Raw genomic sequence first — 24,800 nt, 5'->3', positions numbered from 1 at the left:
GATTTGGTCTTTTGCTACTGCCATAAATAAACTCCTTTTCGATAAGAATTGTCATATCTGTAATTCTTACCAAAAAGGAGCCATTTTTTACCAAAGCCACAAAGTTTTTTACACTACCTCTTCTGCCGTATTCCTTTTTCCATGCCTTACTGTCCCTTGGCGGTATGTTAAACAGTCTTGGATTGTCCTTTGTATAAATATGCACAGTCCTGCCGTATTTCGCCGGTGAACAGGGATGTTCACAGAAACAGCCACGTTTCCGGTTTGCTTTTGGACACCGGTATTTCGCCCGGTGTTTGGCAGCCTCATATCCATCTTTATGCATACGTAAGCCCAGCTTGCAGATCGGGACACCGTCATTGTCAATGGAGAAATCGTCCTTATAAGTAAAGTGCCCGGTATGGCCGGGATTGAGGTCGATAAAAGGCGTGATATGTTCCCGTTGGCAGTATTCATAGACCGCATAAGCATCATGGGCGGAATCCAGAAGGAGTTTCTCGATCCGGAATTCCGGGAGATATGCTTTCATAGAGAAGAAGGAGTGGAGAAAAGAAAGCATATCATGACGGGAAGCCCGCTCCAGAAGAGGAAAAACAGGAAGGTCGCTGTAGGAATCGGAAGCCACATACATGTAGAGGTGGTAACCGAAGAAATAGGATTCCCGGTGGGAATCCCATCCCCAGTTACAGTCGGGCTGGGAATAATGACGCTTGCAGTTACAGGAAGAACAGCCTTTTTCCTTACAATCACAGAGTCGCTTTTTCCGCTGCTGTGCGGCAGTACGGACAGGAGTGCCGTCTCCAGCAAGAGCCAGATGTTCTGGATCGATCAAGCCTTTATGAATAGAAGGATCCAGGAACTGATGGCGATAGAGCTGGAAAACAAGGGAAAAAGGATTTTCCGGTTTTAGGTTCCAGCGTTCCAGCAAAGGGAGAAGCCTGGAAGCCATACTGGAAGAGTCACAGGGAGTCTTATCCCCTTTCTTTTTCCCCTTAGGAGTTTTCATTTTGGGGAAACGGTCTTTTGGGGAAAGATTGCTGGCGTCATCCTGCCAGATACGGGAGAAGAAATCATAAAAAGTCCCGACACCGGGAGTATCCCCGAAAGGGAATCCGCTGAGGATGGCAAAAAAAGGAGTTTCCTTAAGCAAACGGCACCAAACCGTGATAGAAGAAACCTTCAGTTTTAAAGCAAGGAGATAAGAGCGCAGCATGCAGGAAGGAAGCCGTGGTTCAGGGCCAAAGACAGAGTAGCACTGCTGCATGATGGAATCGGTCAGTGAGAGATCGAGATACCAGAACTGCACGATATAATCCCAGGTACTTTTAGGAAGAGCGAAGGGATCGGGATAAAACTTAAGGAAATCAGATACGAAAGTATGCTGATAGGCGGCATGACCGCCGGGATTAACAGGTAACAAAGAAATCGCCTCCAGTCGATTGAAATAAAATATAATCAATCGGCTTCGCCGCAAATTTTGAGGGATTTGTCAAGTGTTTTCGGTAAAAAAGTGGGTGATTTTTTTGAAGTAGGGAATGAAAGGCCCATGGGATAAGGGCTGAAGATTCCGAAAAGTTATTTCATATTAAAGGGAGGGATGCTGGTTGCTTCCCTTATTGGAATTGATACAAGGGCGACAATGGATATCGATACAACAGTTAGCTCTCTTCCGTTAAATGAAGACGATACCTTAAGGAGTGTGAAAGAAATTATTGATATTCCGATAGAAGATGGAATCCATTTTGAGATTGCAAAAGTTACTAGGATTATGACGGATTTTGAATATCTGGGAATTAGGATAGTATTAGAAGCCAGGCTTGACCGTTTGAAGCAGAGAGTAAAGATTGATCTTTCCACAGATGATGTGATCACACCGTCAGCAATTCGATATAATTACCGTCTTATGTTTGAAGACCGGAACATAGAATTGATGAGTTATACACCGGAAACACTTCTTGCAGAAAAGATACAGACCATCCTGGCCAGAGGAATTACAACAACCCGGCTGAGAGATTTTTATGATGTGTATGAGATTGTGCATGAGAATAAGGTGGCTATTGATAAGGCTGTGTTGGTGGAAGCTTTCTCTGCTACCTGCATAAAGCGAAAAACTACTTTTAACTCAGCACAGATAGAGAACATAATAAAATCCATCTCAGAGGATAAAGGTCTTCCTAATCTGTGGGAGCTTTATCAAAAAGATAATTTTTATGTAGGTGATATGACGTGGCAGATGGTCTGTGAAGGCGTGTGCAAATACATATTAGAAAATCTGCCTAAAGCATAAATTAAGAGTGGGAAAAAGAAGGAAAGGGATAAAGTATGATCAATACCTATATAAGAGATATTTCGGAAGCGCTGGCTCAGGGCCATGCGGCACTAATGGTGGGGGCAGGATTTTCAAAAAATGCAAAAAAGATTAATGCTACAGACAAGAGATTCTTAGATTGGAAAGAGTTATCTGATTTGTTCTATACTTCTTTATATGGAGAAGAAGATGGACCGGGAAAAGAATATTGCAGTTCTCTACGGTTAGCCCAGGAGGTGGAGACAATATCCGGAAGACCTAAACTGGACAGCATTTTGAAAGAGGCAGCTCCGGATCTGGAATATGCTCCAACGGAGTTATATACGAGTCTGATGGATTTGCCATGGACGGATGTATTTACTACCAATTATGATACTTTGTTAGAGCGGGCGGCGGATACAGTTACTTCCAGACGTTATCATGTAGTTGCCTCTCAGGAGGATCTGGTGAACAGCAACGATGTGCCAAGGATAATTAAACTGCATGGTTCGTTTCCTTCTCATCGCCCTTTTATCATTACAGAGGAAGATTATAGGACATATCCTGTACGATTCGCTCCATTCGTAAATACGGTACAGCAGTCCTTGTTAGAAAATGTGTTTTGTATGGTTGGGTTTTCTTGTGAAGACCCCAATTTCCTTAAATGGATCGGGTGGATACATGATAATCTAGGCAAAAGCAGCTCCCAAAAGATATATATGATTTCTGTCACACCGATTCTTGAGGCAAAAGCCAAACTATTATTTGAACAGAATATTGTCGTGGTTGATTTGACAGCAATTTGGGGAGATAAAGATGTTGCCGGAAGAATAGTTGCATTTGTCGATGCACTGCATAAAAGGGTTAAAAGTAAAGAAGCTGAGGATACATGGTTTAGTGCAAACAAACTTCCGAAGAAATGGCAGGAGACAATCGCAGGAAGAATTTCACTTCTTCAGACGCTGAATGAAACTTATCCTGGATGGATTGTATTGCCATGGAAGATGAAAAATAGAGTTTCATATGTCCTTTATGAATTGGATAGAACGGATGTGTTAGAAAAAGCATCTTGTCAGGAAAAACTTGATTATATGTATGAATATACAAAGTTTTTGGACATTGCAGGACGGCCAATTTTACCTCAAATTGCAGAAGAGTTCTGGAAGATTCTTGCAGAGATGGACCAGCATTCGGATAAAGATAATGAAAAAATCCAGAGTATACTGCTTCAATTGTTACGTGCTTTTAGGGAGCAGGCACAGTGGGAGAAATATGAAGAATGTCTGGGATTGCTTCAGAAGGAAAGCCTTAATTATGAAGAAAAACAATTCCTCTTTGCCTGCGAATGGTGGAAGTCATTGTATCGGTTTGAGTTTAAAAATTTGTCGGCAAATCTTGAACGGTGGGATCTATCAAAAGGAGACTTATATTGGCCGTTGATAAAGGGAAGCATGTACGCTATTATTGGTGAGTTTTCCAAGGCGGAGAATCTTCTTATGGATAATCTTATTTCTTTGAGGAAGAGTTTTATGCGTTCCGAAAAAACGGAGTATCTATCATCTATAGAAGAAAGCTGTGTATCCTTGATTAATTTTATCAGGCAGAGAAATTTTTCCTTTGAACATGTGGAAGCATGTACCTGTCAAAGCTATTTTTCCTGGTGGGATGAAAATGATAAATATTGTCTGGCTTTGAATTCGTTAGATAAGAATCAGCCGTATTATGAAGAAAAAATGAATTTTGATCTTTCTATAACACGAACAACTCATTGGGGAACTGATCATACGAAGCTGTTTTATGCAATGGAATATTTGCGTTTTATGGAACAGAGTGGACATCCATTGCGCTTAGGAAATGTGACGAATACGAAAGGGCTGGAAGGGACTATTACAAGGCTGGTATTGTACTATCCTCATTGGTGCCTCATGCAGGCTATAATGGCCCAGGATACAAAACATCTTGATTTGTTTTATGGGAGGGTGCAACTGTCTAGTATGACGCAGACAGAGGTAGATAAGATTGTAGATGAATATGTAGGAATATTGGACAAGCTAATCGTAAATATCAATCCGAGTCTTTCATTTTCTGCCGCATCTATTTATGAGTATGCAGCGGCAGTAATCCCGCAGCTTCTGGCAAGACTGGTTTATAAATGTTCACTTGATATATTGGATGCTGTGCTGGGAGTGGCTTTGAAAATCTGTCGTAGTAATGTCAAAAGAAAGTTTATAGGAATGAAACAACTTATAAAAGGTGTCATCCATTCTTTCACTGTGTCGGAACAGATGGAACGGCTGGATAAAATTTTGCTATTCCCTATGGAGACAAATAGAGTTCATGATTATGAGGATCCTATACAGGAGGTTAGGGTACCCAAGCAGAAAACTAAATTGACTGAAAAGTTATATGATAATGTGATGAACGAAATTAGACACAAGATGGGAGAAGAAGATCAAGAGCAGAAAAAGTATGCTTGTGACAGATGGATTGCTTTGTATCAGATAGTAGAATTACGAGAAGGCGATAAAAAACAGCTTTTACAAATTTTAAAAGAAGATGAAAAAAATTATCAGGAAATCTTGTATTTTTTGAATCCGGAAGATAAACGGAAAAATGCGAAAGAAATACTTGATAATACCATTTCCAAATTGGAAAAGGATGCGGAAAGCCCAGCCTTATTTTCAGGTGGCACACAGTTTGGAAATGTACTTTCTGTTTTTTCAGAGTTGGATCCGTCAGATATTGAGTATCAGCAGGTATTTGAGGTATTGAAGAAATATGTGGAAAAAAACAGGAAGTGGATGTCGAATCAAGATCATTTTGAGCCACAGAATAGGATACGGATGAGTTTTCTGCTGTTTATGCAAGTGTTTCTAAAAAAAGCAGATGACAGTTTCTCTATAGAGGAAAGAGAGGCGGCGTTATCTTTGGAAAAGAGCTTCGAAAGTGTCTATCATTCCCCAGCTTTAGATTTGTTTAGAGCGGATTGTCTTGAAAAGCAGGATTCATCGATATCTTTATCCGCCCTTGATGTAAAATTATGGCTGTCAGATAAAGAAGATATAGAGTTGATAAAAGATTATTATTTTGAGCTTCAAAGAAGTGATAGACCCCTGACAAGTTTTAGAAATTCCTGTGAATTCTGGAACAATGCATTTCGTTTTGTGGTTTATAGAATGCTTGGTGAAGAGTCAAATCTATTAGAAGCACTTAAACTCTGTTGGTCATTGTTGCAATTTAGAATTCCAGAAAACGAGGAGCTTTCATTGCTTACTTCTGCACTGGAACGTTTGACCGATACTACAATTATATCCGAGGAAGAGGAAGAACAAAAAGCACTTTATAAATTACGTTGCAGAATTTTGTCATGCCAAATTGCGCATTTCCTTTTTCAAAAGGAATGCACAGATGAGGCAGTTTTACATTGGAAAAAGATTGGAGAAGATGCGAATGAATTTATGGAGGTTAGGAACGTTTGGAAATAGATGGAATTATGTGGTTTCAGAAAAAGTTCCGAGAACTCCAAAATATTATCGCGGAATCCAACATACTATGATATACTTGTAAAGTATATTGGGCACCAATAGTTTTTATTTCAATGAAAGGATACCATTATGGCAATTTCCTATAAAAAACTATTCAAATTAATGATAGACAAAGACCTGAAAAAGAAGGACTTACGCACATTGACAGGTGTAAGTTATTCTACATTACTTAAAATGGAAAATGGAGAATATGTAAGTTTGGATGTGCTTGATCGGATATGTCGGAGTTTACATTGTCAGTTAAGTGATATTGCGGAGGTTCTTCCAGACGTGTGTCCGGATAATAGGACAGGTTCGGAAGCAAAATGAGTGGGAAAGGAGTATCTGTGAGATGATAAGAAAAGAATATAGTGCAGGCGCTGTTAAACTTTCCTTCTGGTTTTTGGAGTTTAAGAAAACGGTAGAGCTTTTAGCCAATGGAACAGAGATGACAGAAATCCGCAGACAAGCTTTAGAGGAAAATCTTTATGCCGCACCATCAGCAGATCGTGCAAAACAGATCTTTCAGACAGTGTCAGCCAGGATTCAATCCTTGGATGAAAGTTTTTATCCGATTTTTCAGAAGGGGGATATATCCACTCAGAAGCTTTTGGCGCTGACAGCGGTTATGGTTTATGACACACTGTTTTTTGATTTTGTCTATGAAGTGCTGCGGGAAAAGCTGATTATTGGAAGTGATGAATTTTCCGACAAGGATATTCGGATCTTTTTTAAGGATAAACAACAGCAAAACGAAAAAGCTGCCCGATGGACGGATTATACCTGCAAGAGGCTGGGAAGGTGTTATAAGACTATGCTTTTTGAAGCAGGTATGACGGATAAGGGAAAAGAAATACGAAGAATAAAAAAGCCGATTCTGGAGCCGGAATTAGGACAGTGGATGATGGAGCATGATCTGGAACCGGTGATAAAGGCTTTGACGGGGGTGAGATGATGACTGATTTATCAGAGCGCTTGGATAAAATGGAGATAGCCATTAAAAGGCCATCTTTCCGTCAAAGTCTTGGACGGGCAAATGAGGTAAACTACTGGATTTTTGACTATCCTCCGGAAAGGGAACTGGAAGTCCGGGAACGTATTGCGTATATGAAACGCAAAAATCGGAAAGAAATAGATGGTTTTGAACTGGTAGAATATGATTTTTATGATATGATTATTGACTTTTTGGAAAGTAAAAATTTTCTGGAAAAATGTTTTGATTTTGAGAAAAAGCGCGGACTGGAGCGGATTACAAAAGCGGTTACAAATTCTATGAAGATCAATGAAGATGACAGTCTGATTGTTCAGTATATTAAAGAGCATACGCCGAAGGAGGCTGTGGTTTTCCTGACCGGGATCGGCAAGTGTTATCCGATTCTCAGATCGCATAAGGTCTTAAATAATCTTCATCAGGCATTTGTTCGGGTGCCTGTGGTGATGTTTTTCCCGGGAACTTACAATGAACAGGAATTGATCTTGTTTAATGAGATAAAAGACGACAATTATTACAGAGCTTTCCGGCTTGTTAAATGATGGAGGGAAAAAGATGCTGATCAAGGATATGTTCCGAAAAAAAATTGACCGTGAAATTCAAGGGGTTATTATTGTCGGACAGGGCGAGGATACCAATGTCTCACAGGAATTAGAAGAATATGTAGTGACCAGAGAACTGCAGAAACATTTTGCAGATTTCTTTTCGGCCTATAAAAAAGGAATCGTAGGACAGACGCCGAAAATGGGTGTCTGGATTTCAGGCTTCTTTGGAAGTGGTAAATCTCATTTCTTAAAGATCCTGTCTTATCTACTGGAAAACAGACAGGTTGGTGAGAAACATGCCCTGGATTATTTTATTGAGGACGACAAAATTGTTGATCCAATAGTGCTGGCGGATATGAAACTGGCAGCGGAAACACCTACGGATGCAATCCTGTTTAATATCGACTCCAAGAGTGATACAAATGGCAAGCAGGACAAGGATGCCATTGTGAAAGTCTTCCTGAAAGTGTTCAATGAAATGCAGGGATTTTGTGGTTCTATGCCCTATCTGGCTGACTTGGAACGGCGGCTGACAGAAGAGGAGCGTTTTGAAGAATTTAGGCATACCTTTGAAGAAGAATATGGGGATGCATGGGAAGATTCCCGGCAGGATTTTGACTTTATTCAGGATACGGTGGTGGATGTACTGGCGGATATGGGATTTATGAGTGAAGATGCCGCACGAAACTGGTGCGAAAAGGCTACTACGGAGTATCAGATCAGTATTGAAGATTTTGCCAGACGTGTACATACATATGTTGAGCAGAAAGGGAAGAATCATCATGTGGTTTTCCTTGTAGATGAGATTGGGCAGTACATAGGGGATGATTCCAGACTGATGCTGAATCTTCAGACGGTGACGGAAGAACTGGGTAAAGAATGTAAGGGCAAAGCATGGGTCATTGTGACAAGTCAGCAGGACATTGATTCTATCACCAAGGTGAAAGGCAATGACTTTTCCAAAATTCAGGGACGCTTTGATACCCGTCTGTCTTTATCTTCTGCCAATGTAGATGCGGTTATTAAGAAAAGAATTCTGGATAAAACAGATGTGGCAGCCCAGAGTCTGCGGCTGCTTTACGGGCAGAAGACAACTATTATTAAAAATCTGATCATGTTCAATGACGGAGTAGAGAAAAAGCTGTATGCTAATGCAGAAGATTTTGAGGAAATCTATCCCTTTGTCCCCTACCAGTTTAATCTGCTGGCAAGTGTGTTGACTTCGATCCGGACTCATGGCGCTTCCGGAAAACATCTGTCTGAAGGCGAGCGTTCTATGCTGGCACTCTTTAAAGAATCTGCCATGTCTTTGATGAATGAGGAGACCGGGGCTATCGTTCCTTTTCATTGTTTTTATGATGCCCTGGAAAATTTCCTGGATCACAGTCATCGTGGAGTGATTATACGGGCTTATGATAATAATCAGATTAACCCGGAGCATAAAGAGTCAGATGTTTTTGCCATCAATGTGTTAAAAACGCTGTTTATGATCAAGTACATTCAGACTTGTGAGGCAAATGTAGATAATATCACCAGCCTTATGGTCAATCATATTGATAATGACCGAGTAGAGTTGAAAGAACAAGTAGAAGCGGCGTTGAAGGTACTGGTGCGCCAGATGCTGGTGCAGAAGAATGGCTCTGTATATATTTTCCTGACGGATGAGGAGCAGGAGATCAATAATGAGATTGAAAAAGAAAATATAGAAATGCCGGAGGTTATTACCAAGATTTCAGAAATGATCTTTGAAGATATTTTATCTGAGAAGAAATACCGTTATCCGGTTTTTGGCGGCAGATATACCTTCTCTTTTAATCAAATTGTGGATGATCGCCCTTATAAGGCAAACCAGTCCTATGACGTGGGACTTCGTATTCTGACCCCATGGTATGAGGGTGGTACAGATGACGCTACACTGCGGATGATGTCCGGGCAGGGGAAGGAAGTTTTAGTTCTTCTTCCTAATGATGATGAGTTCCTGCGGGAAATGCAGGCATATATGAAAATAGAAAGTTTCCTGCGTAAAAATACGAATGCTCATCTTTCCCAGTATGAGAGTATCAAAGAAGCAAAGCGGACAGAAATGCGTAAGCGCAATGAAAATGCCAAGCTGTATCTGACAGAAGCGTTAAAAGACGCTACTATCTATGTGAACGGAGATATTGCGAGACTGAACGCCAGAGATGTGTCTGCCAGGATTCAGGAGGCTATCGGCCGGCTGGTACAGACTGTTTATCATAAACTTAGTTATATTGATACACCAATGGGGGAACCGGAGATCCGTAAAATGTTCCACACCAGCAATCAATTCACTCTTTCACTTGATGGTGGAACGGAACCCAATATCCATGCATTAGAAGATGTTCTTGGTTTTATTGCCATGAATTCCAAGAACTATATAAAGACATCTATGAAGACCATTAAAGACCGGTTCACCAAGGCGCCTTATGGCTTTGTAGAAGATGACGTGAACTGGATGGTTGCCCGTCTGTTTAAACGGGGAGATTTAGCCTTTACAGTCAACGGCGCTTCTGTGACTCTGCTGAATAAATCAGAGGAAGAACTGGTCAATCTTGTCACGAAAAAGCAGAATGTGGACAAACTTCTGATGGAAGTTCGTGTCAGAGTGGATGAACGAGATAAAAAAGCTGTCCGGGATATAATGAAAGAACTGTTCCATGTGAGCAGTGCTGCAGATGATGAAGATACGGTAATGAAGAACTTTCAGAATTATGCGCAGAAGATGATCTATGAGATGGAACGTCTGGAAGGAGAATATCAGCGATACGATTATTCCGGAAAGAAAACAGTAAATGACGGTATTAGACTGCTACGTTCGGTTCTTCAGTATACGGCACCACTGGAATTTTTCCAGTATGTTTCAAAACAGCGGGAGAGCTTTTATGATCTGGCGGAAGACTATGAACCGGTAAAGGCGTTCTTTGCCGGGGAGCAGAAACAAATTTTTCAGCGGGCATTGGATATGTTGGAGATCTATGAGGACAGCAAGACTTATATTGTGGATGCCGAGCTGGAAGAAATTGTGGCACAGATGAAAAACATTGTCCGGAAGCCTGTTCCCTATGGTGATATTCCGAAACTGCCGGAACTGCGGGAAAAATTCATGGATACATATACCAAGATACTGGACGGGGAATCCGTTCCGGTGCTGGATTCCATTGATCAGGACAGAGAACGTGTACTTGAAGTGTTGGATACTAAACCATATCGAGACAGTAAGCGTGAGCGCTATCTGGCGCAGTTTTCTGAAATCCGACAGGGCGCAGAGAAATGCAACAATGTCTCATCTCTGCGCAGTTTTGCAGATAAAGCGGACGCTTTGAAAATCCGGCTCTTAAATGAAATGGGTCAACTGGATCTGGACGAAGCAAAGAAAAAAGCGAAAGAAGAGCGCAGAAAACAGGAACAGGAGGAGCAAGGAACAGGTGAGCCGCTTGCTGATCGAGTGGCAGAAAACTCAGCGGCTTATAAGGTGCGAAAGACAAAAAATGTATCCATGAAATCCATGACACATACAGCCTCATGGAGGTTGGAAAGTAAAGAAGATGTAGATAAGTATCTGGATGCTTTGCGGGAGAGCTTGCTGGCAGAGATGGATGAGGATATTATTTTGAATGTGGAGATATAAGGAGACTGATATGTTTGAAAATACTCTCAAGATGTTAGAACAACTTAATGGAACGATGACTTATACGATGGATGTACTGCCGGATGAGGATGGGTATTATGATAAGGAGTGTCCAAACGAAAAGTGTTCGTCTAAATTTAAAGTAAATGCAGAAGACTGGAAGAATTTGTTTCGTGATGAAGAGGCTTTTTGTCCATTTTGTGGTCATTCAGCACCTGCTACAAGTTGGTGGACAACAGAGCAAATAGAACAAGCCAAAAAGCAGGCATTTAATCAGGTGTCTGCAAAAATTGGGCAAGCACTGGAAAAAGATGCAAGGGATTTCAATCGCTCGCAACCTCGAAAAAGTTTCATTAAGATGTCTATGAAGTTTTCTGGTCAGACATCTTTTATCAATCTTCCAGTAAGTGCACTTGAAGAAATGGAACAAAAAATTCAGTGTGAAAAATGTGGGGCTCGATATGCAGTTGTTGGGTCAGCTTTCTATTGCCCATGCTGTGGTCATAATTCTGCAAAATTAACATTTTTTAATACTATCGATAAAGTTAAGGCAAAAATAAATAATCTTGAAGTGATACGAAACGCTATTGAGGCAATTAGTAAAGATGAAGCGGCTCGAACCTGTACATCTCTTATAGAAACTTCTGTTCCGGATCTTGTGGTAGCGTTTCAGCGTTTGTGTGAATGTATTTATCCGCAAATAGAAGGAGCAAAGCCGCTGAAAAGAAATGTGTTTCAACGATTGGACGATGGAAATAAATTATGGCATGATTTGGTCGGTAAAGGATACGATGATTGGATTACAAATGCACAATTTGATAAGTTGAGAATATGTTTTCAGCAGAGGCATTTGTTGCAACATCAAGATGGCATTGTAGATCAAGACTATATTATAAAAAGCGGAGATAAATCTTATCAGATCGGACAACATCTGATGCTTAAAGACGAAGATATAAGAAAGTATGCTGAAATCGTAGAAACATTAGGGAAAGCAATCCTTGCTCTTCTTGACGAGGTAGATATTAATGAATAAAACAGCAATCAAAAATTTTGCCATTTGGGCAAGAAACAAACTTATTGCAGATATACATTACCGTGCTGGCTTGCTTGGTATAACGGCAGAGGGGATTGCTAATCCGTTGCCCCAATCTACAGGTGATACAGAATTTTATGATATAGGAACAGCAGAACCCTATTCTATACATGGACAGGCAGTCAAACAGAGAAAACGCCTGGTGGAGCTTCTCAATAAAAAAGCAGATGAAAGTGATTATGCTATGGCCTATAAGTATGTGTTGGAAGAAGTGGCTTATACATGGTTTAACCGTCTGATTGCTGTGCGTTTTATGGAAGTTAATGATTATTTGCCTTCCCATATTCGAGTGCTTTCCTCAGAATCCGGTAAGATGGAGCCGGATTTGGTTACTACGCCATTCGACGCTAATCTAGAATTTACGGAGGCAGAGAGAGCGTTAGTGATTCAGATGAAGCAGGACAATCAGTTGGACGAGTTGTTTCGGCTGCTTTTCATTAAAGAATGCAATGCGCTGAATGAGATTTTGCCTGCGCTGTTTGAAAAGACAAACGACTATACAGAGTTGCTTTTGAGTATCTCTGTGGTTGATAAAGAAGGTGTGGTCTATCGTCTGGTAAATGATATTCCGGAGGAAAACTTTGATGTGGAAAAAGGCGGACAGGTAGAGATTATTGGCTGGTTATATCAGTATTACAATACAGAACCAAAAGCTGAGGTTTTTGGACGCCCGTCTGGCACTAAGATCAAGAAAGAAGATATACCGGCAGCGACTCAGCTTTTCACTCCAGACTGGATTGTTCGTTATATGGTGGAAAACAGTCTGGGACGTTTATGGGTAGAAGGACATCCAGAGCAAAAAGATAATTTTCTGCCCAGTGAGGCAGAACAAACGGCATATAGAGAAGATCACTCTATTCAAGACGGAAAATGGCATTACTATCTGGAAGAAGCAGAACAAGAACCGGAAGTACAGGATCAACTGGCAGAGATACGCAAAGAGTACGCCAACTTAAATCCAGAGGATATTCGTTGTATTGATCCTTGTATGGGGAGTGGGCATATTCTTGTGTATCTATTTGACGTACTGATGCAAATATATGAAGCACAGGGGTATACAAGACGGGATGCAGCGCAGAGTATATTGATAAACAACTTATATGGGCTGGATATTGACGATCGTGCGGCACAGATGGCATATTTTGCGGTGATGATGAAAGCACGTCAGTATGACCGGCGTATCCTGACCCGTGGAATTGTACCTCATGTATATACTATTCAGGAAAGTAACGGAATTAATCGAGCGCAATTGGATTATTTTGGGGATTCTCTAAATGAGACAGAGAAAAATACTGCCAGAATCCAGATGGAAAAGTTGTTGGATACATTGGTAGATGCGAAAGAATATGGTTCCATTCTGCAAGTAGAGAACTGTGACTGGGATTTGTTGCTCCGTTTTGTGGATGATGCAAGTATGAGAGAACAGATTTCCATGAATACGTTGCATTTGGACGATACACAGATAAGATTAAGAGAACTGGTAGAAATTGGCCAATGTCTGGCGCAAAAGTATGATGTGGTTGTGACGAATCCGCCATATATGGGTAGTAGCGGAATGAGCGGAAAACTGTCAAATTATGTGAAGAAGAATTATCCGGATAGTAAGTCGGATTTATTTGCTGTTTTTATTGAAAGCTGTGGATATATGGTCAAAGAGAATATGTATCAAGCTATGATAACACAGCATGCTTGGATGTTTCTTTCAAGTTTTCAAAAATTGAGAGAAAAACTGCAGTATAAAGACACAGTGAATATGACACATCTTGGAGCACGAGCTTTTGAAGAAATTGGCGGTGAGGTGGTTCAGACTACAGCATTTGTTTTAAGAAATAGCAATATTGCTAGATATAAGGGAAAATATTGTCGTTTAATAGAGGCTACCACACAGCAGGAAAAAGAGGGGATATATTTGAGCGGTAACAACCGCTATGAGGCTCAGCAGTTGAACTTCTCTAAAATTCCTGGATCACCGATTGCATATTGGGTAGGAAAAGCTATATTCCATATATTTGGCAATGATGTGTTAGACAACTACTATTCTATAAAGGCTGGTATTTGCACAGGAGAAAATGCTGTTTTTATTTTAGAGTGGTATGAAATAAACTTTACGAAAAGTAGTATGTACGATCATTTTAATTATTTATATAGTGCTCATAATAAAGGTGGAGAATATAGAAAATGGTATGGTAATAGAGAATTAGTGCTGAAATATAATGAAGACGCACTTAAAAAAATGGAAATGCGAGAAGGGTTTAGGCATGATGGAAAGGAATTTTATTTTAGAGAACATATTGGTTGGTCTAAAATAACTTCGGGCAAGTCAAGCTTCCGCTATTTTGAAGAAGGCTTTACCTTTGACTCCGCAGGTTTAGGGCTTTTTCCTAAAGCTGCACAAAATATTTTTTTGACGCTTGGATTCTTGAATAGTTGTGTGGCAGAAAAATTAATTGCGTTGTTAAATCCAACATTAAATGTAACACCTATGGTAGTAAAAAAATTACCATTTACTAATATGGAGTATGTAGAAGTTGTTGAGCCATGTGTAAAGAATTGTATAGATATTTGCAAAACAGATTGGGATTCATTTGAAATATCATGGGATTTTAAGAAACATCCATTAGTGGCAGGAAGGCTACCAGAACCAGTGTGGGGAGATGTTTCAGATGAGATGGCATTTGCCAATACTTCCTTATCTTATACCTATCACATGTTTTGGGAAAATCAGTGCAATTATCGCTTTGAGAAGTTGAAAAGGAATGAAGAAGAACTCAATCGTATTTTTATTGACATTTATGGTTTACAAGAAGAACTTACACCAGAAGTAGAAGATAAGGATGTAACTGTCCGAAAAGCAGATTTGAGTCGAGATATTCGCTCCTTGATTTCCTATGCTGTTGGCTGTATGTTTGGCCGTTATTCCCTAGATGTGGAAGGTCTGGCTTATGCCGGTGGTGACTGGGATTCTTCAAAATATACCACCTATATCCCGGATGCAGACAATATCCTTCCCATTACCGATGAGGAATATTTTAAGGATGATATTGTAGGCATGTTCTGTGCATGGGTGAAAAAGGTGTATGGTCCTGATACATTGGAGGAAAACCTGGATTTTATAGCCAAAGCATTAGGAAACAAAGGTAATTCCAGCCGGGAAGTGATCCGTAATTATTTCCTGAAAGATTTCTTTAAGGATCACTGTAAGACTTATCAAAAGCGCCCCATTTACTGGCTCTTTGACAGCGGCAAGCAGAATGGATTTAAGGCTCTTGTTTACTTGCACCGTTATAACGCAGATACCATTGGAAATTTGCGTGTGGATTATCTTCATAGAATGCAGAGGATTTATGAGTCTGAGATAAACCGGATGCAGGATATGATCGATAACAGTACCAATGCCCGTGAAGTAGCAGCTTCTACAAAGCGTAAAGACAAGCTTCAGAAACAATTGAAAGAGTGCCGGGAGTATGATGAGAAGATCGGACATCTGGCGTTAAGCCGGATTGAACTGGATCTGGATGACGGTGTTAAAGTAAATTATCGTAAAGCCCAGACTGCAAGAGATGGAAAATTCTATGAAGTGCTGGCGGATTCTAAGAATATCATGGGAAAATAGCGTGAAAAATAATATGATGAGACAAGCGATACAAAGTGCGGAGCAATCCGTAGGCATTACAATGTTTAAGCCTGTTCAGTATAAAGGCAGCAGACAAGGAGAAATCGTATGACAATCGAAGAAATTCTGGCCGGGGAATCTAAGAATATTGAGTTTAAGGTTCAGAGACCGAAAGATAGTGTGAAATATATGAAAACGGTCGTTGCTTTCTCCAATGGCGAGGGCGGACGTATCGTTTTTGGCGTTGACGACGTAACCCGCAAAGTGGTCGGTATCCCGAAGGATATTGTTTTTTCAGAGATTGACGCAATCACAGCGGCAATTTCTGATAGCTGTGAGCCGGTTGTCATTCCAGATGTCTATTTGCAGACCATTGATGATAAAACCATTATCATTGCAGAGATCAGTGCGGGAAAACAGCGGCCCTATTATATCAAGTCTTTGGGAATCAAGGATGGTACCTATATCAGAGTCTCTGGTACATCTCGTCCTGCCGGGCGTGATTTAACAGCAGAGATGTACTATGAGGATGAAGGCCGCTCTTATGATAAGGTGATTCGCAGAGATTTGACGGTAACGAATGAGGAAATTGAGGAGTTGTGCCGTCAGATGAAAGAAGTAGCTGTCGCCAATGCCAAATCTGAATCGCAGAAAGAAGCGGTCAAGGATGTGACCAAGAATGTGCTGCTAAGCTGGGGATTGCTGGCTGAAGCGGAGGACGGAAGCATCCACCCCACTAATGGATATGTCTTTTTGCTTGGGAAAGATGATTTCCTTTCCTATATTCAATGTGGAATGTTCAAAGGGAAAACCCGTGCCGTGTTTGTGGATAAACGTGAGTACGGCGGGCCGTTGTGGAAGCAGGTTGACGATGCATTCCAATTTGTGCTGCGCAATATTCATCTTGGGGCAAAACTGGAAGGTATCTACCGTAAGGACATCTATGAGTTGCCGCCGGACAGTATCCGGGAGCTTATTATCAATGCCGTTATGAATTGCAGTTATTTGCAAAATTCCCATATTCAGGTAGCCATCTATGATGATCGGTTGGAAATCACCTCCCCTGGCGGTCTTATGCCCGGCGTAACATTGAATAAGATGAAAGAGGGATATTCCAAGATCCGAAATCGCGCGCTTGCCCATGCATTCTCCTATATGAATTTGATTGAGGCATGGGGCAGCGGTATTCCGAAGCTTATGGAAGCCATGAGGGAATATGGCCTGCGTGAGCCGGAATTCCGTGATATGGAGATCGGATTTCGCATCAACCTTTATCGTAATACAGAGGATGCACTGGCGGATACTACCCAAGGTGCCGAAAACACTACCCAAGATGCCGGGAATACTACCCAAGGTGATGAAAATACTACCCAAGCCACTGAAAACGCTACCCAAGATACCACCCAAGTTAGGTTGACGGAAGAAGATAAGGCCGTATTGGCGGCAATCAAAGAGCAACACAATATCACTCAGAAAGAAATAGCAGCTAAATTGGGCTGGAAAGTTGACCGTGTGAAGTATTATCTCAACAAAATGAAGCGCCGGAATCTTGTTAAGCGCATTGGAACCAGTCAAAAAGGGTACTGGGAGATTTTAATCGAGGATAACATATGGCTGAATTAAACTTAAAACAAATTATAGATCGTCTCAATATGGAATTTACCGGAGATACCCGGAAGCTGGTTTTCTGGTATGACGATAATGGAGAATTTGCAGAAGATATGAAGGATATGGAGCTGGAAAATGCCAGAGTCTACTATCTGGAACAGGATAATCAGTTTTATACTAAGTATTTTCTGGAACGGGTGGATACCACCACCAATTATCTGATTTACGCTCCATTTCCAAAACCGGATGTGCGAGAGAACCATCTGGAGGATACACTGCTGTATTCCCGGCGTTTCTTTGCAGATCGTGCCTCGCTGTTGTCATTGGATTTAGGCATAGAGGAGAAGTACAAGCCGGTGATTGAAAAACATATTAAGTTTTTCAAAAATAAAGAGCGCACCCAGAGATTTTATGATCTGGAAATAGAGAATTTTAACCGGGAAAATATTTTGGTTGGTCTGCTCAGCGCCGTCTGCCGTACTCGGACCTGCTCTTTTGAAGAAGTTGTCCGGGTGATGCTGACAGAAGGGGATCTTACAGACAATAAATTTCTGGAAGAAATGGGAAAATATGATCTTCTGGAAGATTTTTGGAAGCTCTGCGAGCAGTATTTTGGTTATATAGATATGAAACCGACTTTGGAAAAACTGTTGGTGACGATGTTTGTTACTTATACCGGACGATATCTTCACGGAGAACTTCCCAAGGCATGGAAGAGTTTTCAGTCTTATAAAGGCGGAACGATCATTGCGTTTCTGGACAGTTTGATGAATAATGTCCTTTACCGGGACGATTATGATCGCCTTTCCCTTCATGTGGAAACCGGGCTGAATGCCGAAGCCGCTCTACAGAGTTATGCCCCGGAAGAATTATTGGACTGTGACGCATTCCTGTGTGTGGATCAGATTCTGGTCAGGTGGCTGACTGAACGATTGCTGTCAGGAGATATCGGAGCCAAATTAGACCAGCTTTCTATACCGGATATCTGTGAGAAGCGGATGAAGATGCATTTTGGAAGAAGAACCGAAAATGAATATCGGGTGATCAGAAGCACCTATGTGTTGGCGACGGCAGCAAATTATCAATGCCCGGATGAGTTTAAGAAAATCATTGGACAATATCAGGAAAAAGACTGGATGATCGATCAGGAATATCGAAGATTCTATACATCTTTTGACGCAATGGAAAACGGAGACGGATTTGAGGCGCTAAAAAATATGGTGGAGAATATTTATACCAACCGAGTGTTGGCTGTTCAGCTCCCTAAATGGAATGCGGCCCTTCATGAGGAAGATGCTTTTCTGACTTTACCGTTACAGCGCAATTTTTATAATCGATACATAAAAAATAGTAAAGAACGGACAGTTGTTATTATTTCAGACGCCATGCGTTATGAAGTGGGCAGGCAGTTATTTTTGCAGATGCAGGATGATCCCAAGTGTACAGCTAGAATAGAAACAATGCTGGGAATTCTGCCATCCTATACAAGACTGGGAATGGCAGCGCTGCTTCCTCATAGCACTCTTTCTATGAAGGATGATTATACTGTGCTAGTGGATGAGAAAAACTGTGATAATCTGACGGAGCGACAGACGATTCTTCAAATGTATCAGCCGGATGCTCTGTGCCTTCAATTTGATGATATAAAGAATCGAAAGATAGCGGAACTTCGGGAAATTTTTACCGGCAGACCGTTGCTTTATGTGTATCATAATCAGATTGATGCCCGGGGAGATAAAGCAAATACAGAGGATGAAGTATTTGTGGCCTGCGAGGAGGCGGTCAGAGAAATCATGGAGTTTATCCATAGGATTTCTACCAGTGCTAATACATATCACTTTATTGTTACTTCGGATCACGGCTTTCTGTATAAACGAGATAAGATTACAGAAAGTGAAAAGATCAATGGTGTCAGTGGGAAAAAGGCTTTTGTAAATCGACGTTTTATTGTCGCTGATGCTGCAGTAGTGGGAGATGGTATTGACTGTTTATCCTTGGGAAAAATTCTTGGAAATGAAGATGCAAAAGTGGTTTCTTTCCCGGTCAGCAGTCATGTATTTAAAGTATCAGGCGGAGGTCAGAATTATGTCCATGGTGGATCTTCACCTCAGGAAATGCTGATCCCTGTGCTGGATGTTAAGATGGAACGTGGTCATATGGAAACCAGACCGGTACAGATTGCGCTGGTATCTATGGTACAGAAGATTACGAATCTGATTACAACTATGGATTTTATACAGTCTGATCCGGTCAGCGATATAATGAAAGAAGCAACGTATCGTATTTATTTCCTCTCAGAAGAAAACGAAAAAATTTCCAATGAGAATATTTTAGTTGCAGACAGCAGAGAAAGTGATCCATTGAAGCGAATATCACGGCTACGGTTTACCTTTAAAAATAAAAAATATGATAAAGAGAAGAAATATTTTCTTGTAGTTTATGATGAGACTACCGGCCTTGAGGTCTTCCGCCATCCTGTAACCATGGATCTTGCATTTGCGGATGACTATGGATTCGGATTTTAATATTGGATGAGGAGGCGTTATTCATTGACAGATTTCATGGAAACTGAAGATAGGAGAGAGATCATCAAACAGAAATTGCGCCAGAATTTTGATGGCAAGATTGTCCGCAAGGATCTGACCAAGAAAATTAAGGAAGGTGCAAATGTTCCGGTCTATGTGCTGGAATTTTTGCTGGGACAGTATTGCAGTTCTGATGATCCGGAAATTATTGAGCAGGGCGTGGAAAATGTGAAACACATTCTGGCAGATAACTTTGTCCGTCCGGATGAAGCACAAAAAATCCTGTCTGTTCTCCGGCAAAGAGGAAGTTATACAGTAATTGATAAGATTACGGTAAGCTTGAATATCCGCTATGATATGTATGAAGTGGAATTCTCTAACCTGGGTCTGAAGAATATTCCGATCAGCGAAGAATATCCGACTAAGTATGATCGGCTGCTCTGCGGCGGAATCTGGTGTATTGTACAGTTGGATTATGAGACAGAAAATGAATTTGCTCCGGAAATTATTTCCGCTTCTGGAGATTATATTCAGTCCAAAAAGAAACGACAGAAAGATGCAACGCCAATTAGTATCCGAAAACTGACACCGATCCAGATGCCTCATGTAGATATAGAAGAATTGAAGCAGGGATGTAAAGCGTTTACTAAGGAAGAGTGGATGGATGTAATGCTTCGTTCCATTGGTATGGAGCCGGATACCTTGACAGAGCGGGAAAAGTGGCTGCTTCTTGCCCGTATGCTTCCACTTGTGGAGAATAATTTTAATCTTTGCGAACTGGGACCTAGAAGTACCGGAAAATCCCATCTCTATAAGGAAATCTCTCCGAATAGCATTCTGGTATCGGGCGGACAAACCACAGTTGCCAATCTGTTTTATAATATGGGAAGAAAAACGGTGGGTCTTGTGGGCCTGTGGGACTGTGTAGCTTTTGACGAAGTAGCAGGAATTCATTTCAAGGATAAAGATGGCATCCAGATTATGAAGGACTATATGGCATCTGGTTCCTTTGCCCGTGGCAAGGAGGAAAAGGCGGCTTCTGCTTCTATGGTTTTTGTCGGGAATATCAATCAGAGCGTGGACGTGCTTTTGAAAACCTCCAGTCTGTTTGAGCCTTTCCCGCCTGAAATGGGAACAGATACAGCATTTCTTGACCGTATCCATTGTTATATCCCCGGATGGGAAATACCTAAATTTCGCCCGGAACACTTTACGGATGATTATGGATTTATCACAGATTATCTGGCAGAGTTTTTGCGAGAACTGCGAAAAGAGCAGTATGGCGATGCGCTGGACAAGTATTTCCGCTTAGGTAAGAATTTAAATCAGCGTGACACCATTGCCGTTCGTAAGATAGTGGGCGGCTTTGTAAAGTTACTTTATCCAGATGGAGAATTTACCAAAGAACAGCTAGAAGAAATCCTTCAGATTTCTTTGGAGATGCGCCGCCGGGTTAAGGAACAGTTAAAGAAATTGGGCGGTATGGAATTTTATGATGTGAATTTTTCCTACATAGATAACGAGACTTTTGAAGAGCACTATGTCTCTGTGCCGGAGCAGGGAGGTGGAAAGCTTATTCCAGAGGGAATATGCAATCCGGGACAGGTTTATACTGTGTCACGTGGAAAATCAGGAATGATCGGTGTGTTCCGGTTGGAATCACAAATGCTTCCCGGAAACGGAAAGTTTGATCGAACCGGTCTTGGCAGTGACCGAGATGCAAAGGAAGCAACGGATACAGCTTTCAAATATCTGAAAGCGAACGGCAGCCGGATCAGCGGTACACTTAGTACGACTATGAGGGATTATATTATCAATTATCAAGATTTGCAGGGGATTGGAATGACCAGCAAACTGGCACTTCCAACATTGATTGCCCTGTGTTCCATTGCATTAGGAAAACCTACAGTCAGTACATTGGCTGTTTTAGGAGAAATTAGTATTAGTGGAACCATGATTAAAGTAGATGATCTTGCAAACGTACTGCAGGTGTGTCTGGATAGCGGAGCAAAAAAGATTTTACTGCCAATTACTTCTGCCGGAGATTTGGGAAGTGTTCCGGCAGAGCTGATGGGAAGCTTTAATATTATCTTTTATAATAGCGCAGAAGATGCGGTGTTTAAGGCACTGGGGGTAGAGTAAAATGGGTGAAAAAGCTAAATATTATAAATGTGCATTACAAGTCAATTCTTTTTCTTATGCTAAGTATAGAGGAAATATTCCTCAGGATGAGCTGGAATATAATCAGCAAATATTAGAGCGGTGTCAGGCTAATGATATTTCGGTTGTGGGGCTTGCGGATCATGGTTCCGTTGATTCGTCTGCTTCATTGAGAACTTGTCTCCAAAATGCGGGAATAATGGTTTTCCCGGGTTTTGAAATATCAAGCGCTGAAAAAATCCATATGGTCTGTATTTTCCCGCCAGAATATGATACTTCAAAGCTTAATAGAATAATTGGCGGCTTGGGGCTTGCGAATGTTGAAAAAGGAACAGAAGCAAGTGAGAAAACATGTTTAGACATTGCTGCTAAAATTGAAGAAAACGGCGGATTTTGGTATGCTGCACATATCACTGGAGATAATGGTATTTTAAAACTTGGAAAGATGCAGCATATATGGAAAGACAAACGTCTTGTAGCAGCACAGATTCCAGCCTCCAGAGAAGAAATTGATCCATCATATGTTAATATTATAAATAATACAGATTTAAGCTATAAGCGGGAGCATATGCCAGCATATATTAATGCAAGGGATGTAGAAACCCCAGAGGACTTGGACAAGGAAACGGCTTCTGTATTGGTTAAAATGTCTTCTCCGAATTTTAAAAATTTCTGTATGGCTTTTAAGGATCCGGAATCCAGAATTCGTCTAAACTCAGAACGTGAAAATAATTATCAAAGTAGTATAAATAAGGTAAAAGTATCAGGTGGATATTTGGATGGATTATCACTTGAGCTATCTGAAAATCTTGCTACTATTATTGGAGGAAGAGGAACTGGAAAATCAACATTAATTGGCGTAATAAGATATGCATTAGGAAAGACGCCTGCAAGTAAAGATTCTGCTAAAGATTTTGAGAGTATGCTCGCGCAGAATCTTGCAAGTGGAGGTATTATCGAGCTTACTGTAACTTCAAATGTACAGCATGGCCAGCAATTTGTAATAAAACGTAGATATAAACAAGAGCCTGTTATTACAACTACGGATGGTACCGTGTCGCCACTTACGGTCAGTGACATTCTTCCATCAATAGAAATTTATGGACAGAATGAAATTATGGAAATTGCCCGGGATGAGTTAAAAATCCACAATGTTGCAGAAAGATTATTTTCGATTCCAAAGAAATTATTAGAAAATATGGGTGCAGCCCACGAGGCGCTTGTAGAAAATAGTTCCATGATATCGGGGATTGAACAACAATTAAAGGCTGCAGATACCTCTTTAGAGGAATTACCGTCAATTCAGGCTAAATTAAAGTATTATACAGAAGCAGGTTTAGATGATAAATTAGCAATATTTAGGAGACTATCTTCTGAAGAAGGACAATTTAATGCAATTCAAAATTCTTTGAATTTAAAGACAACTCATTATCAAAAGATAACTGTTGGAGAATATCAAAATCTTGAATTAATAGCAATTTCACAGGAGATTGAAGACTTTAATAGTAAAGTGGATGAGCTGAATTCTCAATATGATGGATTGCTTAAAAAATTGAAGCAATCATTTAGTGATCATAAGAAAAAATGGGAAGACGGAAAATCAGAATATGATGATCAGCTAAAACAATCACTTAAATCTATGGAAGGCGTTCAAGATATGTCAAGCCAAGATATTGTTGATGAATATAGTGATTTAGTAAAAAAAGCTGAAGAATGTAAGCCTCTTGCCGAAAAACAGAATAGATTAAAAGCAGAGCTTTCCAGTGCAGAGGAGAGCAGGGCTACTTTAATTGAAAATTATAAAACCATTTGTGATGAACGGGATCGTTGTTTAAAACAGAATGTTAAAAGAATTAATAGAAAAAAGTTATGTGGAACAGTTCGACTTGATATTAAATTCCGACAAAATAAAAAGAAGTTGTTAGATTATTTGACGTCACATTTGATAGGGGTTGGGGAAAAAAGTATCAGTGGAATTGCAGAGTATGATGATTTTGATGTCTTCACTTTCGCAAATAATTGTAGACAAGGAGCTGATAAACTAATAGAGAACTATGGATTGACAAAGAGAGTTGCTGATACAATTGTATCAACATTGACGGGAGAAAATCTAAGGATTATCGAGGAAATGGAGCTTGAAGATATCGTAGAAATAGAGCTAAATGTTAATGGTAAATTTAAAAAATTAAAAGATTTATCAAAAGGACAGCAGTGTACAGCAATATTAAATCTTCTTCTGCTTGATAACAAAGATCCTTTGATAATCGATCAGCCAGAAGATAATCTTGATAATTCATTTATTGCCGAAAATTTAGTAAAAACATTAAGAAGTAACAAAATTAAACGGCAATATATTTTGGCTACTCATAATGCTAATATTCCAGTCTTTGGTGATGCTGAACAAATAATCACTATGGAAGAGGAAGAGGGGAATGGCCGAATAGCCATTGACGGACTGGGTTCGATTGATGACCAAGGGGTTAAAGAAAAAGTAATTGGCATACTTGAAGGCGGTCCTGATGCTTTTAGAATGCGCGAAGAAAAATATGGAATATAATGATAGCTTTATAGGATTATTTTCTATTTCGCTAACGAACATATTTATAACTTTTATTGCGGGGGTGTCTCATCAATACTTAGAAAATTGATGTGCATCCCCATTTATAGAAAAGCAAAAAAAATTAAAAAAATTAGCACTCACCTCTTGTTAGTTACGATTGGTTTTTGTCTTGTGTTATCAAGTGCCGCAGAGCCTTATTTTCAAGGATTCTGCGGCATTGATGTTTTTATCTGGGAGCGTCTTAA

At 40.4% G+C, this 24,800-nt stretch carries 13 protein-coding genes; 12 read left to right on the top strand and 1 reads right to left on the bottom strand.

The window, feature by feature from the left end; all coding sequences use genetic code 11:
- On the bottom strand, positions 1-1,420 hold a 1,420-nt coding region (locus B5G00_RS18905), incomplete at its 3' end, for a hypothetical protein (RefSeq protein WP_162613510.1).
- Positions 1,421-1,597: 177 nt separating this feature from the next.
- Between B5G00_RS18905 and B5G00_RS13725 the strand changes: the two genes are divergently transcribed.
- From B5G00_RS13725 to B5G00_RS13670, 12 genes are all read left to right on the top strand, one after another.
- Positions 1,598-2,287 (top strand): nucleotidyl transferase AbiEii/AbiGii toxin family protein, encoded by a 690-nt coding sequence (locus B5G00_RS13725; RefSeq protein ID WP_162613509.1) that lies wholly within the window; start codon positions 1,598-1,600, stop codon positions 2,285-2,287.
- Positions 2,288-2,322: 35 nt separating this feature from the next.
- Positions 2,323-5,772, top strand: coding sequence for an SIR2 family NAD-dependent protein deacylase (locus tag B5G00_RS13720; protein ID WP_087273669.1), 3,450 nt, complete (start codon positions 2,323-2,325; stop codon positions 5,770-5,772).
- A 129-nt stretch (positions 5,773-5,901) separates the two neighbouring features.
- Positions 5,902-6,141: a helix-turn-helix domain-containing protein gene (locus tag B5G00_RS13715; protein ID WP_087273667.1), complete on the top strand. Its 240-nt coding sequence runs from the start codon at positions 5,902-5,904 to the stop codon at positions 6,139-6,141.
- A gap of 22 nt (positions 6,142-6,163) precedes the next feature.
- Positions 6,164-6,766 (top strand): DUF1819 family protein, encoded by a 603-nt coding sequence (locus B5G00_RS13710; RefSeq protein ID WP_087273665.1) that lies wholly within the window; start codon positions 6,164-6,166, stop codon positions 6,764-6,766.
- Positions 6,763-7,344 (top strand): DUF1788 domain-containing protein, encoded by a 582-nt coding sequence (locus tag B5G00_RS13705; protein WP_087273663.1) that lies wholly within the window; start codon positions 6,763-6,765, stop codon positions 7,342-7,344. Before B5G00_RS13710 ends, B5G00_RS13705 begins: the two co-directional genes overlap by 4 nt.
- 13 nt (positions 7,345-7,357) lie before the next feature.
- Positions 7,358-10,996, top strand: coding sequence for a BREX system P-loop protein BrxC (gene brxC, locus B5G00_RS13700; protein ID WP_087273661.1), 3,639 nt, complete (start codon positions 7,358-7,360; stop codon positions 10,994-10,996).
- 10 nt (positions 10,997-11,006) lie between these two features.
- Positions 11,007-12,029, top strand: a complete 1,023-nt coding sequence (locus tag B5G00_RS13695) for a hypothetical protein (protein WP_087273659.1) — start codon at positions 11,007-11,009, stop codon at positions 12,027-12,029.
- Positions 12,022-15,702 (top strand): BREX-1 system adenine-specific DNA-methyltransferase PglX, encoded by a 3,681-nt coding sequence (gene pglX, locus B5G00_RS13690; protein WP_087273657.1) that lies wholly within the window; start codon positions 12,022-12,024, stop codon positions 15,700-15,702. The genes B5G00_RS13695 and pglX overlap by 8 nt, the downstream gene beginning before the upstream one ends.
- Positions 15,703-15,810: 108 nt before the next feature.
- Complete coding sequence (locus B5G00_RS13685) at positions 15,811-17,325, top strand: ATP-binding protein (protein ID WP_087273655.1); 1,515 nt, start codon at positions 15,811-15,813, stop codon at positions 17,323-17,325.
- Complete coding sequence (gene pglZ, locus B5G00_RS13680) at positions 17,313-19,835, top strand: BREX-1 system phosphatase PglZ type A (RefSeq protein ID WP_087273653.1); 2,523 nt, start codon at positions 17,313-17,315, stop codon at positions 19,833-19,835. Before B5G00_RS13685 ends, pglZ begins: the two co-directional genes overlap by 13 nt.
- Positions 19,836-19,871: 36 nt before the next feature.
- Complete coding sequence (gene brxL, locus B5G00_RS13675; RefSeq protein ID WP_087273676.1) at positions 19,872-21,977, top strand: protease Lon-related BREX system protein BrxL; 2,106 nt, start codon at positions 19,872-19,874, stop codon at positions 21,975-21,977.
- A gap of 1 nt (position 21,978) precedes the next feature.
- Positions 21,979-24,552 carry a TrlF family AAA-like ATPase gene (locus tag B5G00_RS13670; RefSeq protein WP_087273650.1) on the top strand — a complete coding sequence of 858 codons (2,574 nt, stop codon included), beginning with the start codon at positions 21,979-21,981 and terminating at the stop codon, positions 24,550-24,552.
- Positions 24,553-24,800 lie beyond the last annotated feature (248 nt).

It is taken from the genome of Blautia sp. An46 (genome assembly GCF_002161645.1).
GTDB lineage: Bacteria > Bacillota > Clostridia > Lachnospirales > Lachnospiraceae > Blautia > Blautia ornithocaccae.
Note: the sequence above shows the minus strand (reverse complement) of the source record. Positions and strands in the feature narration are given on the sequence as shown.

Excerpts from the sequence above, each read along its gene's own strand:
- B5G00_RS13725 (WP_162613509.1), top strand. The coding sequence starts at position 1,598 with ATGCTGGTTGCTTCCCTTATTGGAATTGATACAAGGGCGACAATGGAT.
- B5G00_RS13670 (WP_087273650.1), top strand. The coding sequence starts at position 21,979 with ATGGGTGAAAAAGCTAAATATTATAAATGTGCATTACAAGTCAATTCT.
- B5G00_RS13715 (WP_087273667.1), top strand. The coding sequence starts at position 5,902 with ATGGCAATTTCCTATAAAAAACTATTCAAATTAATGATAGACAAAGAC.
- brxC (WP_087273661.1), top strand. The coding sequence starts at position 7,358 with ATGCTGATCAAGGATATGTTCCGAAAAAAAATTGACCGTGAAATTCAA.
- B5G00_RS13720 (WP_087273669.1), top strand. The coding sequence starts at position 2,323 with ATGATCAATACCTATATAAGAGATATTTCGGAAGCGCTGGCTCAGGGC.
- B5G00_RS13685 (WP_087273655.1), top strand. The coding sequence starts at position 15,811 with ATGACAATCGAAGAAATTCTGGCCGGGGAATCTAAGAATATTGAGTTT.
- B5G00_RS13710 (WP_087273665.1), top strand. The coding sequence starts at position 6,164 with ATGATAAGAAAAGAATATAGTGCAGGCGCTGTTAAACTTTCCTTCTGG.
- pglZ (WP_087273653.1), top strand. The coding sequence starts at position 17,313 with ATGGCTGAATTAAACTTAAAACAAATTATAGATCGTCTCAATATGGAA.
- B5G00_RS13695 (WP_087273659.1), top strand. The coding sequence starts at position 11,007 with ATGTTTGAAAATACTCTCAAGATGTTAGAACAACTTAATGGAACGATG.
- B5G00_RS13705 (WP_087273663.1), top strand. The coding sequence starts at position 6,763 with ATGATGACTGATTTATCAGAGCGCTTGGATAAAATGGAGATAGCCATT.
- pglX (WP_087273657.1), top strand. The coding sequence starts at position 12,022 with ATGAATAAAACAGCAATCAAAAATTTTGCCATTTGGGCAAGAAACAAA.
- brxL (WP_087273676.1), top strand. The coding sequence starts at position 19,872 with ATGGAAACTGAAGATAGGAGAGAGATCATCAAACAGAAATTGCGCCAG.